Genomic DNA, 15784 nt, shown 5'->3' with positions numbered 1-15784 from the left:
CATCTTTTTGCTAGAAGTTCGGAAATTCGAATGACCGGAAAGGCGTCCACGATGAAGGATCTCGACAACATTCCAGCCCTGATGGCCGAACTGGGCGCCCGCGCCAAAGAGGCTTCGAGAGAATTGGCCTTTGCCAGCGCCGAACGCAAACACGCGGCGTTGATCGCGGCGGCGGATGCGGTCTGGGCCAATCGTGCAAAGATCGTCGCGGCCAATGCCAAGGATTTGGATTTTGGTCGCGACAAGGGGCTGAGCCCGGCCATGATGGACCGGCTGATGCTGGACGAGAACCGGATTCTCAGCATGGTTGATGGCCTGCGCACGGTGGCCGAGCAGGCCGATCCGGTTGGCGAAGTTCTTGCCGAATGGGACATGCCTTCGGGCCTGAACATCCGGCGGGTGCGCACGCCGCTGGGGGTGATCGGCGTGATCTACGAAAGCCGCCCGAACGTGACTGCCGATGCGGGTGCATTGTGCCTGAAATCCGGCAACGCCGTGATCCTTCGAGGCGGCTCGGAGAGCTTTCATTCCTCTGGCGCGATTCATGCCTGCCTGGTCGAAGGGTTGAAGGCCGCAAACCTGCCGGAACACGCGATCCAACTGGTGCCGACCCGTGACCGGGCCGCGGTGCAGGAGTTGCTGACCATGACCGACTACGTGGACGTGATCGTGCCGCGCGGCGGCAAGGGTCTTGTCGGACTGGTGCAGCGCGAAGCGCGGGTGCCGGTTTTCGCGCATCTCGAAGGGATCGTGCACATCTATGTCGACAAGGCCGCCGATCCGGCCAAGACGATCGAGGTTGTTCTAAACGCCAAGACGCGGCGGACCGGCATATGCGGTGCCGCCGAGTGCCTGCTTGTCCACCAGGACGTGGTGGGCACGCTGGGCAGCGAGATGGTGGCCGCGCTGCTGGCCGCAGGCGTCGAGGTTCACGCCGAGGGTGGTCTGGCCATCGACGGCACGGTTCCCGCCACATCTCAGGACTGGGGCAGGGAATATCTCGACAGCATCATCGCCGCGCGCCCGGTCGCCGGCATCGACGAGGCGATCGAGCATATCCGCACTTATGGCTCCAGCCATACCGACTGCATCATGACCGAGGACCCAGCCGCAGCGGCGCGCTTTTTCGAGCGGCTGGACAGCGCCATCCTTATGCTCAACGCCTCGACCCAATTCGCGGATGGGGGAGAGTTCGGCATGGGAGCGGAGATCGGCATCGCGACCGGCAAGATGCATGCGCGCGGTCCGGTGGGCGCGGCGCAGCTTACCAGTTTCAAGTACCTGGTGCGGGGCGACGGTACGACCCGCGCCTGATCCGGCCGGCCTGCCGCCAGGTCAGAACCGGATCACCACGCGCGTCGACGAGGTTTCGGCGCGGACGCGCCGCCCCGCCTCGGCGGCGATTGCAGGCAGCAGGGCGAACTGGACGAGCGCCGGCGTGATACGCGCACGGGTGGTCCGGGCGTTCAGGCCATGCCAGAGATCTGATTCTATGTTCATCTTGTCGGCCATTCCGGCCACGGTCCATTGCCCGCCATCGCAAGCGACTTCGACAGTGCCGCCCAGGGGCATCGCCGTTTCGCAGCATAACAGCGCAAGGAACGCAAGTTTGACCTCGGTACGCGGCTTCGGCTCCTGCGGCGCCCAATGCGCCTTGATCCGGCTGGCGCGGCCGAGGTCGTCGAGGATCTTGGCGATTTCCGTGCGTCCCAATCTGGCCTCGCCGGATGACCCAAAGGCGATTCGAAAGAACCGGATACGCGCACCCGCATTTCCGACGCTGCCCGAGATCAGTTCCATCTCGGGGCCTTGCACCGCCCCGACCATGTCCAGCAACTCCAGCCCGTTGGTGATGGCGCCGATGGGGCTGATCAGATCGTGGCAAATCCGCGAGCCGATCAAGGCGGCAAGGTTGACGCTGCTATCGCCCATGGATACCTCCTGTTGCATCCGCCAGTTGCCCTGATACGAGCCGGAAATGACAGATCTGAATGCCATACTTGCACCGGGCATGTACGTCCGCCACCCGGATTTCCCCGATTGGGGGGTCGGACAGGTACAGTCCAATATCGGCGGCAAGATCACCGTCAACTTCCGCGAGCAGGGGAAGGTGGTGATCGACGGGACGCGCATAGCCCTGATGCCCGTCTTTGATCCGTGAAACTGGTTTACGAAAGGTTAACGCCGCCGCGGTACACGTGGCGCAGGTTGTCATTTTCCCGAAATGTGCTGTATCAGACGCAGCGTCCTGAACTTCTCCTGACTACTGGATCGTGAATGCCGGATCGCGGGCCCTCCTTCACCGTCAAGATTGCCCAGACCGAGGATGAACTGCGGGCGGCCCAGCGGTTGCGCTATGACGTGTTCGTGCGCGAACTGGGCGGCGGCGGCGAAATGGTGGATCACGAGGCTGGGCTTGAACAGGACCGTTTCGACCCGTTCTTCGACCACATGCTGGCCATCGACAACGATACCGCCGAGGTCATCGGCGTCTATCGTTTGCTGCCTGGGGACCGCGCCGAAGAAGTCGGCCAGTTCTATTCGGAAGATGAATATGATCTGAGCGTTCTCAAGGCCAGCGGTCGCAAACTTCTTGAACTGGGCCGGTCCTGCGTTCATCCCGCCTATCGGGGCGGCACGGCCATGTACCACCTCTGGCACGGGTTGGCGGGATATGTGGCCGAGCACGAGATCGACGTGCTGTTCGGCGTCGCCAGCTTTCACGGAACGGATGTTCAGGCGTTGGCGCAACCCTTGTCGATGTTGCACCACAACCACCTTGCGCCAGCGGAACTGAGGGTCCGGGCACAACCGGCTTCCTACGTGGACATGAATCTTGTTCCGGCAACCGAGCTTGACCGGCGCAAGGCGATGCTTGCGGTTCCGGCCCTCATCAAGGCCTATCTGCGACTAGGGGGGTTCGTCGGAGACGGGGCCTTCATCGATCACGGCTTCAACACCACCGACGTGTGTCTGATCCTCGACACCGCCCGAATGAACGAGCGCCAGAGGCGCATCTACGCCGGAGCGTCACCCGACCGATGAACCCGTCATGGCATAGCGAGGACGCGCCGGACCCGGTGGAAATCGGCGCATTGGGCTGGCTTCTGGTGATCCTGCGCGGCGTGCCGCTTGCCGCGATGCTTTTTGTCGGTCTGCTGGTTCTGGTTGCGATCCGCCTGATCGAAAAGCCGATCTGCGGGATGCACCGGCCGGTCACGGCCTTTCTGCCGCAGTTCGTGGGCCGGAATGCGTTCCGCATTCTTGGCATCAAGCTTCGGACCACCGGCGACCTGATGCGCGAACGCGGCGCAGTCGTGGCGAACCATACGTCATGGCTGGACATCTTCGCGCTCAATGCGCGCAAGCGCGTCTATTTCGTGTCCAAGGATGAGGTCGCGCAATGGCCGGCCATCGGCTGGCTGGCCCGCGCGGCCGGAACGGTGTTCATCGAGCGCAATCCGAGAAAAGCGCGAGAGCAGACAAAGTTGTTCGAAGAACGGCTCAGGGCAGGGCACAAGCTGCTGTTCTTCCCGGAAGGAACCTCGACCGACGGGCTGCGCGTGCTGCCGTTCAAAACCACACTGTTCGCAGCGTTTTTCGCCCCGAAACTCAGGTCCTTCATGTATGTGCAGCCGGTCACTGTCGTGTTTCACGCCCCCAAGGGACAGCCCGACCGCTTCTATGGCTGGTGGGGAGACATGGACTTTGGTCCGCATCTGCTCAAGACGCTGGCGGCATGGCCGCAGGGTTCGGTCGAACTGATCTATCATCCGGCCGTGCCGGTGGCGGGCTTTGCCGACCGCAAGGAACTTGCCAGGTTTTGCGAGGATCAGGTTCGGAACGGTCATTATCGCGCCGTGGAAGCCGATCAAGACTGACGCAGGCGATCTGCGTCCTTTGCACAACAGGTGCGTTTCATTTGATTTGGCGCAGTCTGTGTCCCGACCAGATGCGGTATCTTGCCACCAAGAACGAGTGCTTTTGCGGGGTTCGATATGCAAACCGTCTTGAAAACCATTTGTTGCGGCTGCGTGGCGACGACGATCGGCCTGTCGCCCGCATTTGCCGAAGATGACCGGTCGCCCTTGGCATTCGATATCGGATCCGGTGTGACCGTCACGCCTTATGGCTATGTCAAACTGGATTTGATCCGGGACTTTGACTACGAGCTTGGAAATACGACCGCTCAGATCCGCAACATCGGGCTTCCCAACGGACCGGCGACGGGCACTTTCGACCGAGCAAACGTTCGAGAAACGCGGATCGGTTTCGACGTCCACGGCCAGGACATCTTTGCCCGATTCGAGGGCGACTTCTACGGCAGCAACGAAGCCCTGAGATTGCGCCACGCGTTCGTGGAATGGAACGGCTTCATCGTCGGCCAGAACTGGACCAACTACATGTCGGTCGAAACCCTTGCCGACACCGTGGATTTCCAGGGGCCCGGCGGCTATCCCTTCGCGCGGAAGCCGCAAGTGCGTTACACCTTCAACCCGAGCGCAAGATGGACCGTCTCGGCTTCGGCGGAAGAGGATGTAGCCAATTCGGACGACGTCGCCTTCACAGCGGCTGTGCGCTACGGCTTTGACTTTGGAATGGTCCGTGTTTCCGGCCTTTGGCGCGACGCGACCATTTCCGGCAACGACGTCGAAGGCTGGGGCATGACATTCGCAGGTCTTTTCCGTCCGTGGCAGGGCGGCACGATCAAGGCCGGGGTTTCCATCGGTGACGGTACCGCGGACATTCTCAACGCCGGTCTTTCGGGACCTGCGGTGTTTCTTGGCGGCGACACGGTCGAATACAACGCCGGCGCCGTGACCGTTTCGCATCAGGTCAACGACAAGCTGAAGCTTGCCATCACGGGTGGCTGGGTGGACCTGGACCGGGCCGTAGGAACCAATACCAAGGATCTGCAGACCGTCCATCTGTCGGCGTTTTACACCGTCTACAAGAACACAACGCTGATGGCCGAGTATTTCAACGGGCGCCGCAAGGATGCTTCGGGCAATTCCTTTGACGCGGACCGGGTGCAGTTTGCCGTGAAATACGCGTTCTGAACTTTGCTCAGAACCTGACCCGCGCGCCGATCTGGACCGCGCCTGCGTCCTGATAGCTGACGGGCGTGGGATCGTCGTAGGAAAATGAGCGGTATCCTCCGTAGACCTCGAGATTCCGCTGCTCGAAGTTCTGGATGATGCCTGCACCCCACATGCGCGAGGTCGATGCGCGCGCGGCATAGTCCCGACCCAGAAAACTCTCGATCACGAAGTTGGTCGGACCAAAGTCGAACAGGTCCGTGTTCCACCCGCCTTTGACGTAGATGTAACCTGGCTGTGTTTCCTCGGATGACTGGCCCGCGGCCACCGACAGATAAAGGCCGCTGCGTTGATCCAGGGCGGATATGGAACCGACCGTCATGCGCGAAGTTCCGGGCCTTCCATCGGCATAGCCCGAACCGATCGCGCCAATGACCTTGAATCTGTCGAAACTCCGGTCAAAGCGTAGCGCGAAGCCGTAGTACCGATCGTCGTCCCCGGATTTCAGGACCTCCTTTCCGATGCCTGCGGACAAGGAGAACCCGGCGATCGCGGGTGTGTCGTACCGCAACCTGAGACGGCGCGATCCGTCGAAGTTGTCGAACGTGTCGCCAATCGTGACGCCGGTGAGCGTTCCGTCCGACGCGCGCAGGAAATAGGCTCCGTTGGCTTCGGGTATCGTGGATTTCGCCACGACAACCGTGCCGCCGAGATTGGACTCCGCAACGCCGTCCGTCGGCATGCTGCCTTGCCCGATCCTGAATGTGCCGAGATGGCTGTCATGTATGAACTGGACCTTGCGAAGATCGGTCCGGCTCCAGTCCCAGAACTTGGGCGTGAATGTCTGGCTTGTCTTGCTGGACGGACGAAACCCCAGGCCGGATTCGAACTGAAAAGACAACGCGGCCAAATCCGAGCCGGGCTCAATGAAAAAGCCCAACCGGCTGTTGGAGTTGGTGATGTCGACGATGTTGCCAGTCTTTTCCTGCCCATCATCAAAGGACTGGTAGGCGAAATGAAGTTGACCGTAGGGTGCAAAGACGTAGCCGCCGGCCAGTTTATACGTCGGCAACTCGGAACGGCCCATCGTAGCGGTCAGCATCAGGCCGACGCCAAGTGCCACGGCCCCGACGGCCTGGCGTGTTGCAGTACTGTCCATGTATCCCACCTTGTTCCCGGCAGTCCGCCTTTTGGTGCCACGGGAAAGCGTCGATACCATGACGCAGACGGTTTTCCACCCTTGCAACCGGGGAAAAGCTGCCTTATACGCGCGCTATTCAAACCCGCAGGCGGGGTTTTGGCCTTTTTGGGGGAGACATCCCCATAAAGACCGCCGGTTGGAGCATCCGCTTCTCTATCACCCCCGCCAAGGCGTAAACCGGAAAGGAAAAACTAAGCATGGCTCTTCCCGAGTTCACCATGCGTCAGCTGCTGGAAGCTGGCGTTCACTTCGGCCACCAGACTCAACGCTGGAACCCGCGCATGGCTCCGTTCATCTACGGCGCGCGCAACGGCATCCACATCCTCGACCTGACGCAGACCGTCCCGATGCTGGACCAGGCTCTGCAGGTCATTCGCGAAACCGTTGCAAAAGGCGGCCGCATCCTGTTCGTCGGCACCAAGCGTCAGGCTGCCGGCCCGATCGCCGAAGCTGCCGAAAAGTCGGCGCAGTACTACATGAACCACCGCTGGCTGGGCGGCACGCTGACCAACTGGAAAACCGTTTCCCAGTCGATCAGCCGTCTCAAGCAGATCGACGAGACAATGGAATCCGGCGCCGAGGGCCTGACCAAGAAAGAGCGTCTGGGCATGGAACGAGACCAGGAGAAGCTGCAGGCTTCGCTGGGCGGCATCCGCGAGATGGGCGGCGTTCCGGATCTGCTGTTCGTCATCGACGTCAAGAAAGAAGCGCTGGCCATTGCCGAAGCCAACAAGCTGGGCATTCCGGTCGTGGCCGTAGTTGACACCAACTGCTCGCCCGATGGCATCGACTACATCATCCCCGGCAACGACGACGCGGCCCGCGCCATCGCACTTTACTGCGATCTGGCTTCGCGCGCTGCCTTGGACGGCATGTCGGCGCAGCTGGGCGCCGCTGGCGTCGATCTGGGTGAGTTGGAAGAAACTCCGGTCGAAGAAGCCGTTGCCGCAGACGCCGAAGAAACGGCCGAAGCCTAAGCTGCCCGTCACTGAAATGACATATGGGGCAGGGTATGACCTGCCCCAAATCCGTTTGAATTGAGGAGAGCCGAAAATGGCAATCACAGCAGCACTCGTTAAAGAACTGCGCGACGCAACCGGCGCCGGCATGATGGACGCCAAGAAGGCGCTGACCGAAACCGATGGCGACATGGACGCCGCCGTTGACTGGCTGCGTACCAAGGGTCTGGCCAAGGCCGCCAAGAAATCGGGCCGCACCGCCGCCGAAGGCCTGGTTGCCGTCGTCGTCGAAGGTGGCAAGGGCGTCGCCGTCGAAGTCAACGCTGAAACCGATTTTGTCGCCAAGAACTCCGAATTCCAGGAGATGGTTTCGCGTATTGCCACTGCTGCCCTGAACGCGGCTGATGTCGAGGCTCTGAAGGACGCCGACCTGGGCGGCAAGACCGTTGCCGACACCCTGACCGACAAGATCGCCACCATCGGCGAGAACATGACCCTGCGCCGCATGGCCAAGATCGAAGGCGACACCGTCGTTTCCTACGTCCACAACGCCGTGACCCCTGGCATGGGCAAGATCGGCGTTCTGGTCGGTCTGAAAGGTGGCGATGAGACCATTGGCAAGCAGGTCGCAATGCACATCGCGGCCGTGAACCCGGCTGCCCTTTCCGAGGCGGACATGGATCCGGCCATGATCGAGAAGGAAAAGCAGGTTCAGATGGACATCGCCCGCGAATCCGGCAAGCCGGAAGCGGTGATCGAAAAGATGATCGAGGGGCGCATGAAGAAATTCGTGGCCGAGTCGACCCTGCTGAACCAGCAGTTCGTTGTGAATCCCGATCTGACCGTCGAAGCTGCCGCGAAAGAGGCCGGCGCCACGATCACCGGGTTCATTCGTCTGGAAGTCGGCGAAGGCATCGCACGCGAAAAGGAAGACTTCGCTGCCGAAGTCGCCAAAGCGGCCCAAGGCTGACACGCCTTCGTCCGGCCCTGAGAGTCCGGACGCGACCAATTGCAAGCCGGTTGCACACAGTGCAGCCGGCTTTGTTCGTTCTCGGTCACCGGAGAACGTGCGACCACGCGCTGTAGCGAAACGTCAGGTTCATAGCGGTTTTGGGAAATTAAATGAGGGGCCCCACAATGATGGGGATGGTAGGGGCCCCTCAAAATTTCCGACTCAAGCGCGCGAGGAATAAACGCCTTTTGTCGGAGTGACCGGAGAGCCCCGAAATCGCGAAGGTCCGATCGAAATGTTCCTTGGCTAAAGCCACCACTCACGGAACAGTTTCATTGTGCTATTTCGCACCCGGTAAAGGGAAGTCATGATTTCCTTACCCAAGGTAATTTGGCGCGATTTAGCATCACAATCGCGTTACCCTAAGCCTCCATCACGAACATCTGGTTGTGCAGAGATGCCTTCAGGACAGCCTGCGCCGTGGTTTCGACCGATAGCGCCTCGCGGGCGAGCCGCAGGTGCTTTTCGACGGTCGCCGTCGTGAGGCCCATGAGTAGGGCAATGTCCTGCGTGGTCTTTCCATCCCCGACCCATTGCAGCGCCTCGCGCTGGCGTCTGGTCAGCGCCCGGTTCGGAGCGTTGTAGGGCAGGGTCAGGATCTTGAGATGAGCCATGTTGTTCATCAGCAGAATGTCCTGGCCATGCTTGTCCCACAGCGCGTCAACCTCGTCCTGGGGCCGTCCGTTTTCAGCGCAGAGCGAAATCGCCCCCTTGGACCGCATCGAGACCGAGTTGAAGCTGATCGTATAGCCACTGACGACGCCCATTGATTGGTTGAACTCGTAGACCCGCCGCTCTTGCGGGGACATCACGTTGCTGTTCATCATCTCGGCAATGAGGCGCCAGCTGGCCGCGCCTTCGTGGTTCAACGCCCATTTCAACATCGGCGCGTGGAAGTAGAGCCCCGAGTGCAGGAAACCGTCCAGGTATTCCTTGCAGTGGTTGGAAAGAATGACGAAATCCGCGGGGTCGCCAAGCGATGTCTCGGTCCGGTACTGCGTGCATCCGTACAGAAGCCGCACGAACCCGTACTCAGCCATCTGGCGGCAATGTGCGTCCCAGAATTCTTCCAGCGTCTTGGTATAACTCAGAAAATGCAGGTATTCCCGTAGCTTCATCCGAGCGTTTCCCCTTGCAGATATGCGGCCAATGCATCGAGCGCGAGGGTGTAACCCCGTGCCCCGAAGCCGCAGATTTGCCCGATCGCGACCGGAGCTATGAACGACTTGTGCCGAAAGGTTTCCCGGGCGTGAATGTTCGACAGGTGAACCTCGACCACTGGCACCTGGGCCGAGGAAATCGCGTCCATGATGGCAACCGATGTATGGGTGTATGCCCCGGCATTCAGAACGATCCCGTCCTGTTCTTTGCGGGCAGCATGAATCGCGTCGATGAGAGCGCCTTCGTGGTTCGACTGACCGCAGGTCACCTTCAGCCCGCGTTTCTCCCCGTGCCGGGTGCAGGCCTCTTCGATCATCTTCAATGTCGTGTTCCCGTAAACCTCGGGCTGGCGCGTGCCCAGCAGGTTGAGGTTCGGGCCATTGAGGACCAAGATTTTACTCATGCGTGTAATTTCCCCATAGACTCTCTCATAGCCATGAATGGGATTGACTGTCCACAGGCCTGTCGGTCGCATGCAACATACAGGTGACCTAACGGCGGGAATATGACCATTACCGGCATTTATCGGGGAAAAAATCGGGCTAGAGATCAAAAATGGTCAACCCCAGCCAACTTGTGACCAGGGCGGGGGTATTCTGGTTCTCGATCTCGACGGTCAGATCGTGAACCCGCAACAACTCGGTCTCGGACCGTTTGCGCACCTTGCTCAGGACGAAGCGTCCACGGATGCGGGCGCCGGAGCGCACGGGCGCCAGAAACCGCAGCTTGTCGAAGCCATAGTTGATCCCCATCGCCTGACCAGGCAGCGGATCGAAACAGTCGTAGAACATGCGGCTTGCCAGCGACAGCGTCAGGAACCCATGGGCAATGGATCCGCCGAACGGGGTTTCGGCAGCCGCGCGGCTTGGGTCGACGTGGATCCATTGGTCGTCCAACGTCACCCGGGCGAACTCGTCGATCATGTGCTGGCTGACGGTAATCCAGTCCGACACGCCGACCTCGACGCCAAGGTTTTCCTGTGCAGCCGCCAGAGCGTTGTCCAATGCCGACATGAAGTGTTCCTCGATCTTTGCTTGGAATGCCGCCGTCAACACGGTCAAGCGGGGTTCCGGATTTCCGAGGCTTCGCGCACTCGGGCCGTGCCTCAGTCCATCGTGATCACGACCTTGCCCATGACCTTGCGCGCTTGCATGAGGTCCAGCGCCTCGGCAGCCTGTTCCAGCGGATAACGCGCACTGATCCGGGGCTTGATCCTGCCCTCGCCGTATAGACGGAACAGGTCGGCCATATTCTCTGCATGGCCCTTGGGATCCCGGAACACCGACGCGCCCCAAAAGACACCGACGATCTGACATCCTTTGAGCAAGGTCAGATTGAGCGGGATTTTCGGGATGCCAGCCGGGAACCCGACGACAAGATACCGCCCTTGCCAGGCCGTCGCCCGCAACGCCGGCTCGGCATAGTCTCCGCCCACCGCGTCGTAGACAACGTCCGCCCCTTCGCCGCCGGCCAACTTCTTGATATCCGCCGACAGCGCCTTTTGCGCGTCCTTGTCCATCCGGAGCGGATAGACGAGCGTTTCGTCCGCTCCGATCTCGCGGCAGAACTCGGCCTTTTCCTGCGACGACACCGCCGCGATAACCTGCGCGCCGGCCGCCTTGCCAAGCTCGATTGCAGCGGCGCCGACGCCCCCGGCGGCACCCAGGATCAACAAGCTTTCACCAGCCTGCAGCGCGGCCCGGTCCTTGAGCGCGTGGTGGGAAGTTCCGTATGTAAAGATGAAGCAGGCGGCATCCTCGTAAGGCATCGTATCGGGCATCTTCACGGCAGAAGCGGCCCTGATTGTCAGATGCGTGGCGAACCCGCCGTGACCGGTCAGGGCGAGCACCCGGTCGCCTGTCTTGAACCCCTCGACCCCTTCGCCGATGGCCAGAACCTCGCCCGCGATCTCGCCGCCAGGAGCGAAGGGGCGGGGCGGTTTCATCTGGTATAGGTCCCGGATCATCAGCGTGTCGGGAAAGTTCACCCCGGCCGCACGCACCCGCACCAGCAATTCGCCCTTCTTCGGCACGGGATCGGGGAGTTCGGTCAATTCCAGTGTTTCCGGCCCGCCGGGCGCTGTGCTGAGCATTGCTTTCATGGACATTCTCCCCTCTCTCGGCCGCGCGGAATCTGCAAACTGACGTGAAGTCTTCTGTCGGCTCAGGCTGTTGTCAACCAGCTTTCGAAATGCAATTTTGCTATGCGAAACGGCTTTCTGTGCGGGAGGAGACATGGGCATGGAAGCAACGGAACCAGAAGCTTTTCGGGGCGAATTGCGCGCCTGGCTTGAGGATAATTGCCCCGACGAAATGCGGGACGGCCGTAATGACGAGGCTAGCATCTGCTGGGGCGGAAAGAACTGGAAATTCGCATCCGACGCCCAGCGGACCTGGTTGGAACGCTGCGTCACCAAAGGCTACACGGTGCCGACCTGGCCGGTCGAATACGGCGGGGCCGGGCTCAACCGCGAGCAGGAAAAGATATTTCACGACGAGATGCGCCGCCTGAACGCGCGCTACCCTTTGCAAAGCTTTGGCATCTGGATGCTGGGCCCGGCGTTGCTGCATTTCGGCACGCATGAGCAGAAAAAGCACTATCTGCCACCGATCGCCCGCGGTGAAGTCCGCTGGTGCCAAGGCTATTCCGAACCCGGCGCGGGGTCCGACCTCGCCAGCCTGCAAACACGATGCGAGGACAAGGGCGATCACTGGCTGGTCAACGGACAGAAGATCTGGACATCCTATGCCGACAAGGCCGACTGGATATTTGCGCTGGTGCGGACAGACCGTGACGCACCGAAGCACAAGGGTATTTCCTTTGTTCTGATCGACATGCAGAGCGATGGCGTTTCGACCCGGCCTATCAAGCTGATTTCGGGCGTTTCACCATTTTGCGAGACGTTTTTCGACCATGTGAAGGTGCCGAAAGATCTGGTCGTGGGCGAAGTCAACCGGGGGTGGGACGTGGCCAAGTACCTGTTGACCCACGAACGCGAGATGATTTCGGCTGCTGGCGGCACGATGGGCGCGGGCAGGCCGCTTGGCGCGGTTCTGGCCGACAGCGAGACGGGGCTGACCGATCCGGTTCTGCGCGCCGATGCGATGCGCGCCGAGATCGATGGCCTTGCGGTCGGCCTGACGCTGGAACGCTACAAGGATCAGGCCGAGGCCGGGCAGGGGGCAGGCGATGCCTCGGCCATGCTGAAATACATGGGGACCGAGTTGAACAAGCGGCGGCTGGAACTGGTGATGGCAGCGGGTGGATCCGATGCCTTGGGCTGGGACGACGACCGGGCGCCGAACTGGCTGAGAACCAAGGCGAATTCCATCGAAGGCGGCACCTCCGAAGTGATGCTTTCAATCATTTCCAAGCGCGTGCTTGGGCTGCCGGGTTGACGACATGGCGAAGCTAGTAAGGACAGACGAAGAAGCCCTTCTTGCGGAGGCCGCGCGCGGTTTCCTGGATGGCGCAGCCCCCGTCTCGCGTCTGCGGAACATGCGGGATTCGGGGGAAACGGCGGACCCGGGGCTTTGGAAGGCCATGGTCGAAATGGGTTGGGCCGGGATTCTGGTGCCCGAAGCTGCAGGCGGTTCGGACATGGGCCATGCTGCGGCCTGTGTTCTGGCTGGCGAGATGGGCAAGACTTTGGCTTCGTCCCCTTTCATATCGACGGCAGTAATCGCCGCGACGGCGCTGCGCCAGGTATCGGACAGGCGCGCGACCGAGGCGCTTGGCCGAATAGCGGCAGGCCAGGCAACTTATGCCCTGGCCGTGGACGAAGGGGCCAAGTTTGACCCCGCCAATACCCGGATGGAGGCTCGGGCCGATGGCAACGGCTTCCGGCTGAACGGCGAAAAGCGGTTCGTGGTCGATGGCGGCAATGCCGACCGCCTGCTGGTTCTGGCGCGTACCGGCAACGGGTTGACGCTGTTCGACATTCCGTCGGGCAGGGAGGGAGTGAGCCGAGAACGCCGAGCGACGATAGACAGCCGGGATACGGCGGATATCCGGTTCGACGAGGTGGTTGCCACCGGGGAAGATGTCCTGGGGCAGGTGGACGACGCCATGACCGTCCTGAAACCCGCGCTGGAGGCAGGGCAGGCTGCATTGGCCGCCGAGATGGCCGGCCTCGCCGCCGGGGCCTTCGGCATGACCGTGGAATACCTCAAGGAGCGCAAGCAATTCGGCGTTCCGATCGGGGCCTTCCAGGCGCTGCAGCACCGGGCGGCGCATCTTTGGTGCGAATGCGAAGTGACGGCCTCGGCCATCATGCACGCTGGCCGGATGCTTGATGACGATCCGGGCAATGCTTCGCTGGCCGTGTCGCTCGCCAAGGCGCGTGCCACCGACACGGCACAGCGCGCCGTGCAGGAAGGCGTTCAGATGCACGGCGGCATCGGCATGACGGACGCCTTCGACATGGGGTTCTACATGAAACGCGCAAGGGTCGCGGCCGAATGGTTGGGCGACTATGGGTACCACGCAAACATCGTCGCGCAAGCGCGCGGGTTCTAAGGATAAACACATGACACCGGAAGCTCTGTTTTCTCTTCACGGCAAGACCGCGCTGATTACGGGCGGCGCCACCGGCATCGGTCGGATGGCCGCCGAAGCACTTGTGCGTGCGGGCGCCCGCGTGCTGATCGCCTCGCGCAAGGGCGACGCCTGCGAGGCTGTCGCGATCGAACTGAACGCTTTGGACGCGCCCGGTACGGCGGAAGGGTTTGCGGGCGACGTCGGCAGCAAGGGCGGTGTGGATGCGCTGGTCGCCGAAGTCAAGAAGCGCACGGAAACCCTTGATATCCTGATGAACAATGCAGGCGTCACCTGGGGCGCTCCGATGGGGCAGTTTCCACATGAGGCCTGGGACAAGGTTATGTCGGTCAACGTGGCCGGTGTGTTCGACCTGACCCAGAAACTGCTGCCGATGCTGATGAAGTCCGGAACGGTGGAAGACCCGGCGCGGGTTGTGAATGTGGGCTCGGTGATGGGAGAGATCCCGATGGGCGACGGCGCCTACAGCTATTCCGCGTCCAAGGCAGCGGTCATCCACCTGACCAAGATCATGGCTAAGGAGTTGTCGCCCCATGCGATCACCGTCAACGCGCTGGCCCCGGGGCCCTTCGTGTCGCGCATGACGGCCTTCGCCACGGCGGACCGGGAAATGCGCGAAAAGGTCGGGTCGGACGTGCCGCTGAAACGTGTGGGCCGGGACGAGGATATCGCGGGCTGCATGTTGTTCCTGTGCGGCAGGGGCGGTTCCTATGTCACCGGCGCGGTTATTCCGGTTTCGGGCGGCATCAATGTCATGGCCGGGCAGAACATCTTTGAAAAAGCGCTTCAGTAGAATGTGTTGGACCGAATTTTTCACTCAAAATGCAAGCAAGGGATGGACATGAAAGACATGGCCTGGAAACGAGACGACAGCCACCTTCCTGAACAACTGCGCGGGCTGCGCCTGCCGATGATCGGCTCGCCCCTGTTCATCATCTCGGTACCTGAACTGGTGATCGCCCAGTGCAAGGCCGGGATCATCGGAGCCTTCCCGGCGCTGAACGCGCGCGAGGCGGATGGAGAACCGCCGCTGCTCGAAGTCTGGCTGAAGCGGATTACCGAGGAGCTGGACCGCCACAACCAGCAAAATCCCGACAATCCCGCCGCGCCGTTCGCCGTTAACCAAATCGTCCATCGCTCGAACGCGCGGCTTGAACGGGATCTCGAGATCTGCGCGCGCTGGAAGGTACCTGTCTGGATCACATCGCTGGGCGCGCGGGTCGAGGTCAACGAAGCGGCGCACAGTTGCGGCGGTGTCGTGCTGCATGACATCATCAACAACACTTTTGCGCGGAAGGCGATCGAAAAAGGCGCCGACGGGCTGATCGCCGTAGCTGCAGGCGCAGGCGGGCACGCCGGTCAACAGTCTCCGATGGCGCTGGTTCGCGAAATCCGGCAGTGGTTCAACGGGCCGATTGCCCTTTCGGGCGCCATCGCCTGCGGCGAGTCGCTGCTGGCGGCGCGGGCCATGGGCGCGGATTTCGGTTATGTCGGGTCTCCCTTCATCGCCACCCACGAGGCGAATGCGCAAGAGGAATACAAACGCATGATCGTCGAGAGCGGTGCCGAGGATATCGTCTATTCCTCGCTCTTTACCGGCGTGCACGGCAACTATCTGAAGAAGTCCGTGGTGCGGGCAGGAATGGATCCGGACAACCTGCCGTCGGCGGACGCGTCCACGATGAATTTCGGCCAGGGATCTTCCAAGCCGAAGGCGTGGAAGGAAATCTGGGGCTCGGGGCAGGGTATCGGCGGTGTGACCAAGATCGTTCATGCGGCCGAGCTTGTGGATCGAATCGACCGGGAGTACCGGGCCGCGGGCGCCAGACTGACCGCCGAGTTCATGGGGTAAACC

17 protein-coding genes are annotated in these 15784 nt (G+C 61.5%); 11 read left to right on the top strand and 6 right to left on the bottom strand.

Annotated elements, in window-relative coordinates; translation table 11 throughout:
- Positions 1 to 51 precede the first annotated feature (51 nt).
- The gene (locus FGK63_RS05510; protein ID WP_138841200.1) at positions 52 to 1314 is read left to right on the top strand and encodes a glutamate-5-semialdehyde dehydrogenase; all 1263 of its coding nucleotides are present in this window, start codon (positions 52 to 54) and stop codon (positions 1312 to 1314) included.
- A 21-nt stretch (positions 1315 to 1335) separates the two neighbouring features.
- On the opposite strand, the gene FGK63_RS05505 is transcribed toward FGK63_RS05510, so the two are convergent.
- Positions 1336 to 1932, bottom strand: a complete 597-nt coding sequence (locus tag FGK63_RS05505) for a histidine phosphotransferase family protein (RefSeq protein WP_138840609.1) — start codon at positions 1930 to 1932, stop codon at positions 1336 to 1338.
- A 46-nt stretch (positions 1933 to 1978) separates the two neighbouring features.
- On the opposite strand from FGK63_RS05505, the gene FGK63_RS05500 reads away from it, so the two are divergent.
- The 4 genes from FGK63_RS05500 (at position 1979) to FGK63_RS05485 (ending at position 5060) form a co-directional block, all read left to right on the top strand.
- Complete coding sequence (locus FGK63_RS05500) at positions 1979 to 2161, top strand: DUF3553 domain-containing protein (RefSeq protein ID WP_010440107.1); 183 nt, start codon at positions 1979 to 1981, stop codon at positions 2159 to 2161.
- A gap of 116 nt (positions 2162 to 2277) precedes the next feature.
- Positions 2278 to 3045 carry an L-ornithine N(alpha)-acyltransferase gene (gene olsB, locus FGK63_RS05495; RefSeq protein WP_138840608.1) on the top strand — a complete coding sequence of 256 codons (768 nt, stop codon included), beginning with the start codon at positions 2278 to 2280 and terminating at the stop codon, positions 3043 to 3045.
- Positions 3042 to 3881, top strand: a complete 840-nt coding sequence (gene olsA, locus FGK63_RS05490; protein WP_138840607.1) for a lyso-ornithine lipid O-acyltransferase — start codon at positions 3042 to 3044, stop codon at positions 3879 to 3881. The genes olsB and olsA overlap by 4 nt, the downstream gene beginning before the upstream one ends.
- Before the next feature lie 153 nt (positions 3882 to 4034).
- Positions 4035 to 5060 carry a DcaP family trimeric outer membrane transporter gene (locus FGK63_RS05485; RefSeq protein ID WP_218961114.1) on the top strand — a complete coding sequence of 342 codons (1026 nt, stop codon included), beginning with the start codon at positions 4035 to 4037 and terminating at the stop codon, positions 5058 to 5060.
- Positions 5061 to 5067: 7 nt separating this feature from the next.
- Here FGK63_RS05485 and FGK63_RS05480 read toward each other — a convergent pair whose 3' ends face one another.
- Positions 5068 to 6198 carry a porin gene (locus FGK63_RS05480; protein ID WP_138840605.1) on the bottom strand — a complete coding sequence of 377 codons (1131 nt, stop codon included), beginning with the start codon at positions 6196 to 6198 and terminating at the stop codon, positions 5068 to 5070.
- Positions 6199 to 6437: 239 nt separating this feature from the next.
- On the opposite strand from FGK63_RS05480, the gene rpsB reads away from it, so the two are divergent.
- Together rpsB and tsf are read left to right on the top strand one after the other, a co-directional pair.
- Positions 6438 to 7217 carry a 30S ribosomal protein S2 gene (gene rpsB, locus FGK63_RS05475; RefSeq protein ID WP_138840604.1) on the top strand — a complete coding sequence of 260 codons (780 nt, stop codon included), beginning with the start codon at positions 6438 to 6440 and terminating at the stop codon, positions 7215 to 7217.
- 76 nt (positions 7218 to 7293) lie between these two features.
- The gene (tsf, locus tag FGK63_RS05470) at positions 7294 to 8169 is read left to right on the top strand and encodes a translation elongation factor Ts (RefSeq protein ID WP_138840603.1); all 876 of its coding nucleotides are present in this window, start codon (positions 7294 to 7296) and stop codon (positions 8167 to 8169) included.
- A 404-nt stretch (positions 8170 to 8573) separates the two neighbouring features.
- Here the strand turns inward: tsf and FGK63_RS05465 are convergent, their stop codons facing one another.
- From FGK63_RS05465 to FGK63_RS05450, 4 genes are all read right to left on the bottom strand, one after another.
- Positions 8574 to 9329 carry a helix-turn-helix transcriptional regulator gene (locus FGK63_RS05465; protein WP_138840602.1) on the bottom strand — a complete coding sequence of 252 codons (756 nt, stop codon included), beginning with the start codon at positions 9327 to 9329 and terminating at the stop codon, positions 8574 to 8576.
- Positions 9326 to 9775, bottom strand: coding sequence for a type II 3-dehydroquinate dehydratase (gene aroQ / locus FGK63_RS05460; RefSeq protein WP_138840601.1), 450 nt, complete (start codon positions 9773 to 9775; stop codon positions 9326 to 9328). Before aroQ ends, FGK63_RS05465 begins: the two co-directional genes overlap by 4 nt.
- A gap of 139 nt (positions 9776 to 9914) precedes the next feature.
- The gene (locus FGK63_RS05455; RefSeq protein ID WP_138841199.1) at positions 9915 to 10385 is read right to left on the bottom strand and encodes a MaoC family dehydratase; all 471 of its coding nucleotides are present in this window, start codon (positions 10383 to 10385) and stop codon (positions 9915 to 9917) included.
- Between the two features lie 92 nt (positions 10386 to 10477).
- Positions 10478 to 11473 (bottom strand): NADPH:quinone oxidoreductase family protein, encoded by a 996-nt coding sequence (locus FGK63_RS05450; protein WP_138841198.1) that lies wholly within the window; start codon positions 11471 to 11473, stop codon positions 10478 to 10480.
- A 133-nt stretch (positions 11474 to 11606) separates the two neighbouring features.
- On the opposite strand from FGK63_RS05450, the gene FGK63_RS05445 reads away from it, so the two are divergent.
- From FGK63_RS05445 to FGK63_RS05430, 4 genes are read left to right on the top strand one after another with little or no spacing between them, the layout of a single operon-like run.
- A complete protein-coding gene (locus tag FGK63_RS05445) occupies positions 11607 to 12770 on the top strand; it encodes an acyl-CoA dehydrogenase family protein (protein ID WP_425471833.1) in 1164 nt (387 codons plus the stop codon).
- Between the two features lie 4 nt (positions 12771 to 12774).
- Complete coding sequence (locus tag FGK63_RS05440) at positions 12775 to 13890, top strand: acyl-CoA dehydrogenase family protein (RefSeq protein WP_138840599.1); 1116 nt, start codon at positions 12775 to 12777, stop codon at positions 13888 to 13890.
- Positions 13891 to 13900: 10 nt separating this feature from the next.
- On the top strand, positions 13901 to 14722 hold the full coding sequence (locus tag FGK63_RS05435) for an SDR family oxidoreductase (RefSeq protein ID WP_138840598.1): 822 nt from the start codon (positions 13901 to 13903) through the stop codon (positions 14720 to 14722).
- 57 nt (positions 14723 to 14779) lie between these two features.
- Complete coding sequence (locus FGK63_RS05430; RefSeq protein ID WP_138840597.1) at positions 14780 to 15781, top strand: NAD(P)H-dependent flavin oxidoreductase; 1002 nt, start codon at positions 14780 to 14782, stop codon at positions 15779 to 15781.
- Positions 15782 to 15784: the final 3 nt, after the last annotated feature.

Origin of the sequence: Ruegeria sediminis, assembly GCF_005938215.1 — a bacterium.
Classification (GTDB): Bacteria; Pseudomonadota; Alphaproteobacteria; order Rhodobacterales; family Rhodobacteraceae; genus Ruegeria; species Ruegeria sediminis.
Note: the sequence above shows the minus strand (reverse complement) of the source record. Positions and strands in the feature narration are given on the sequence as shown.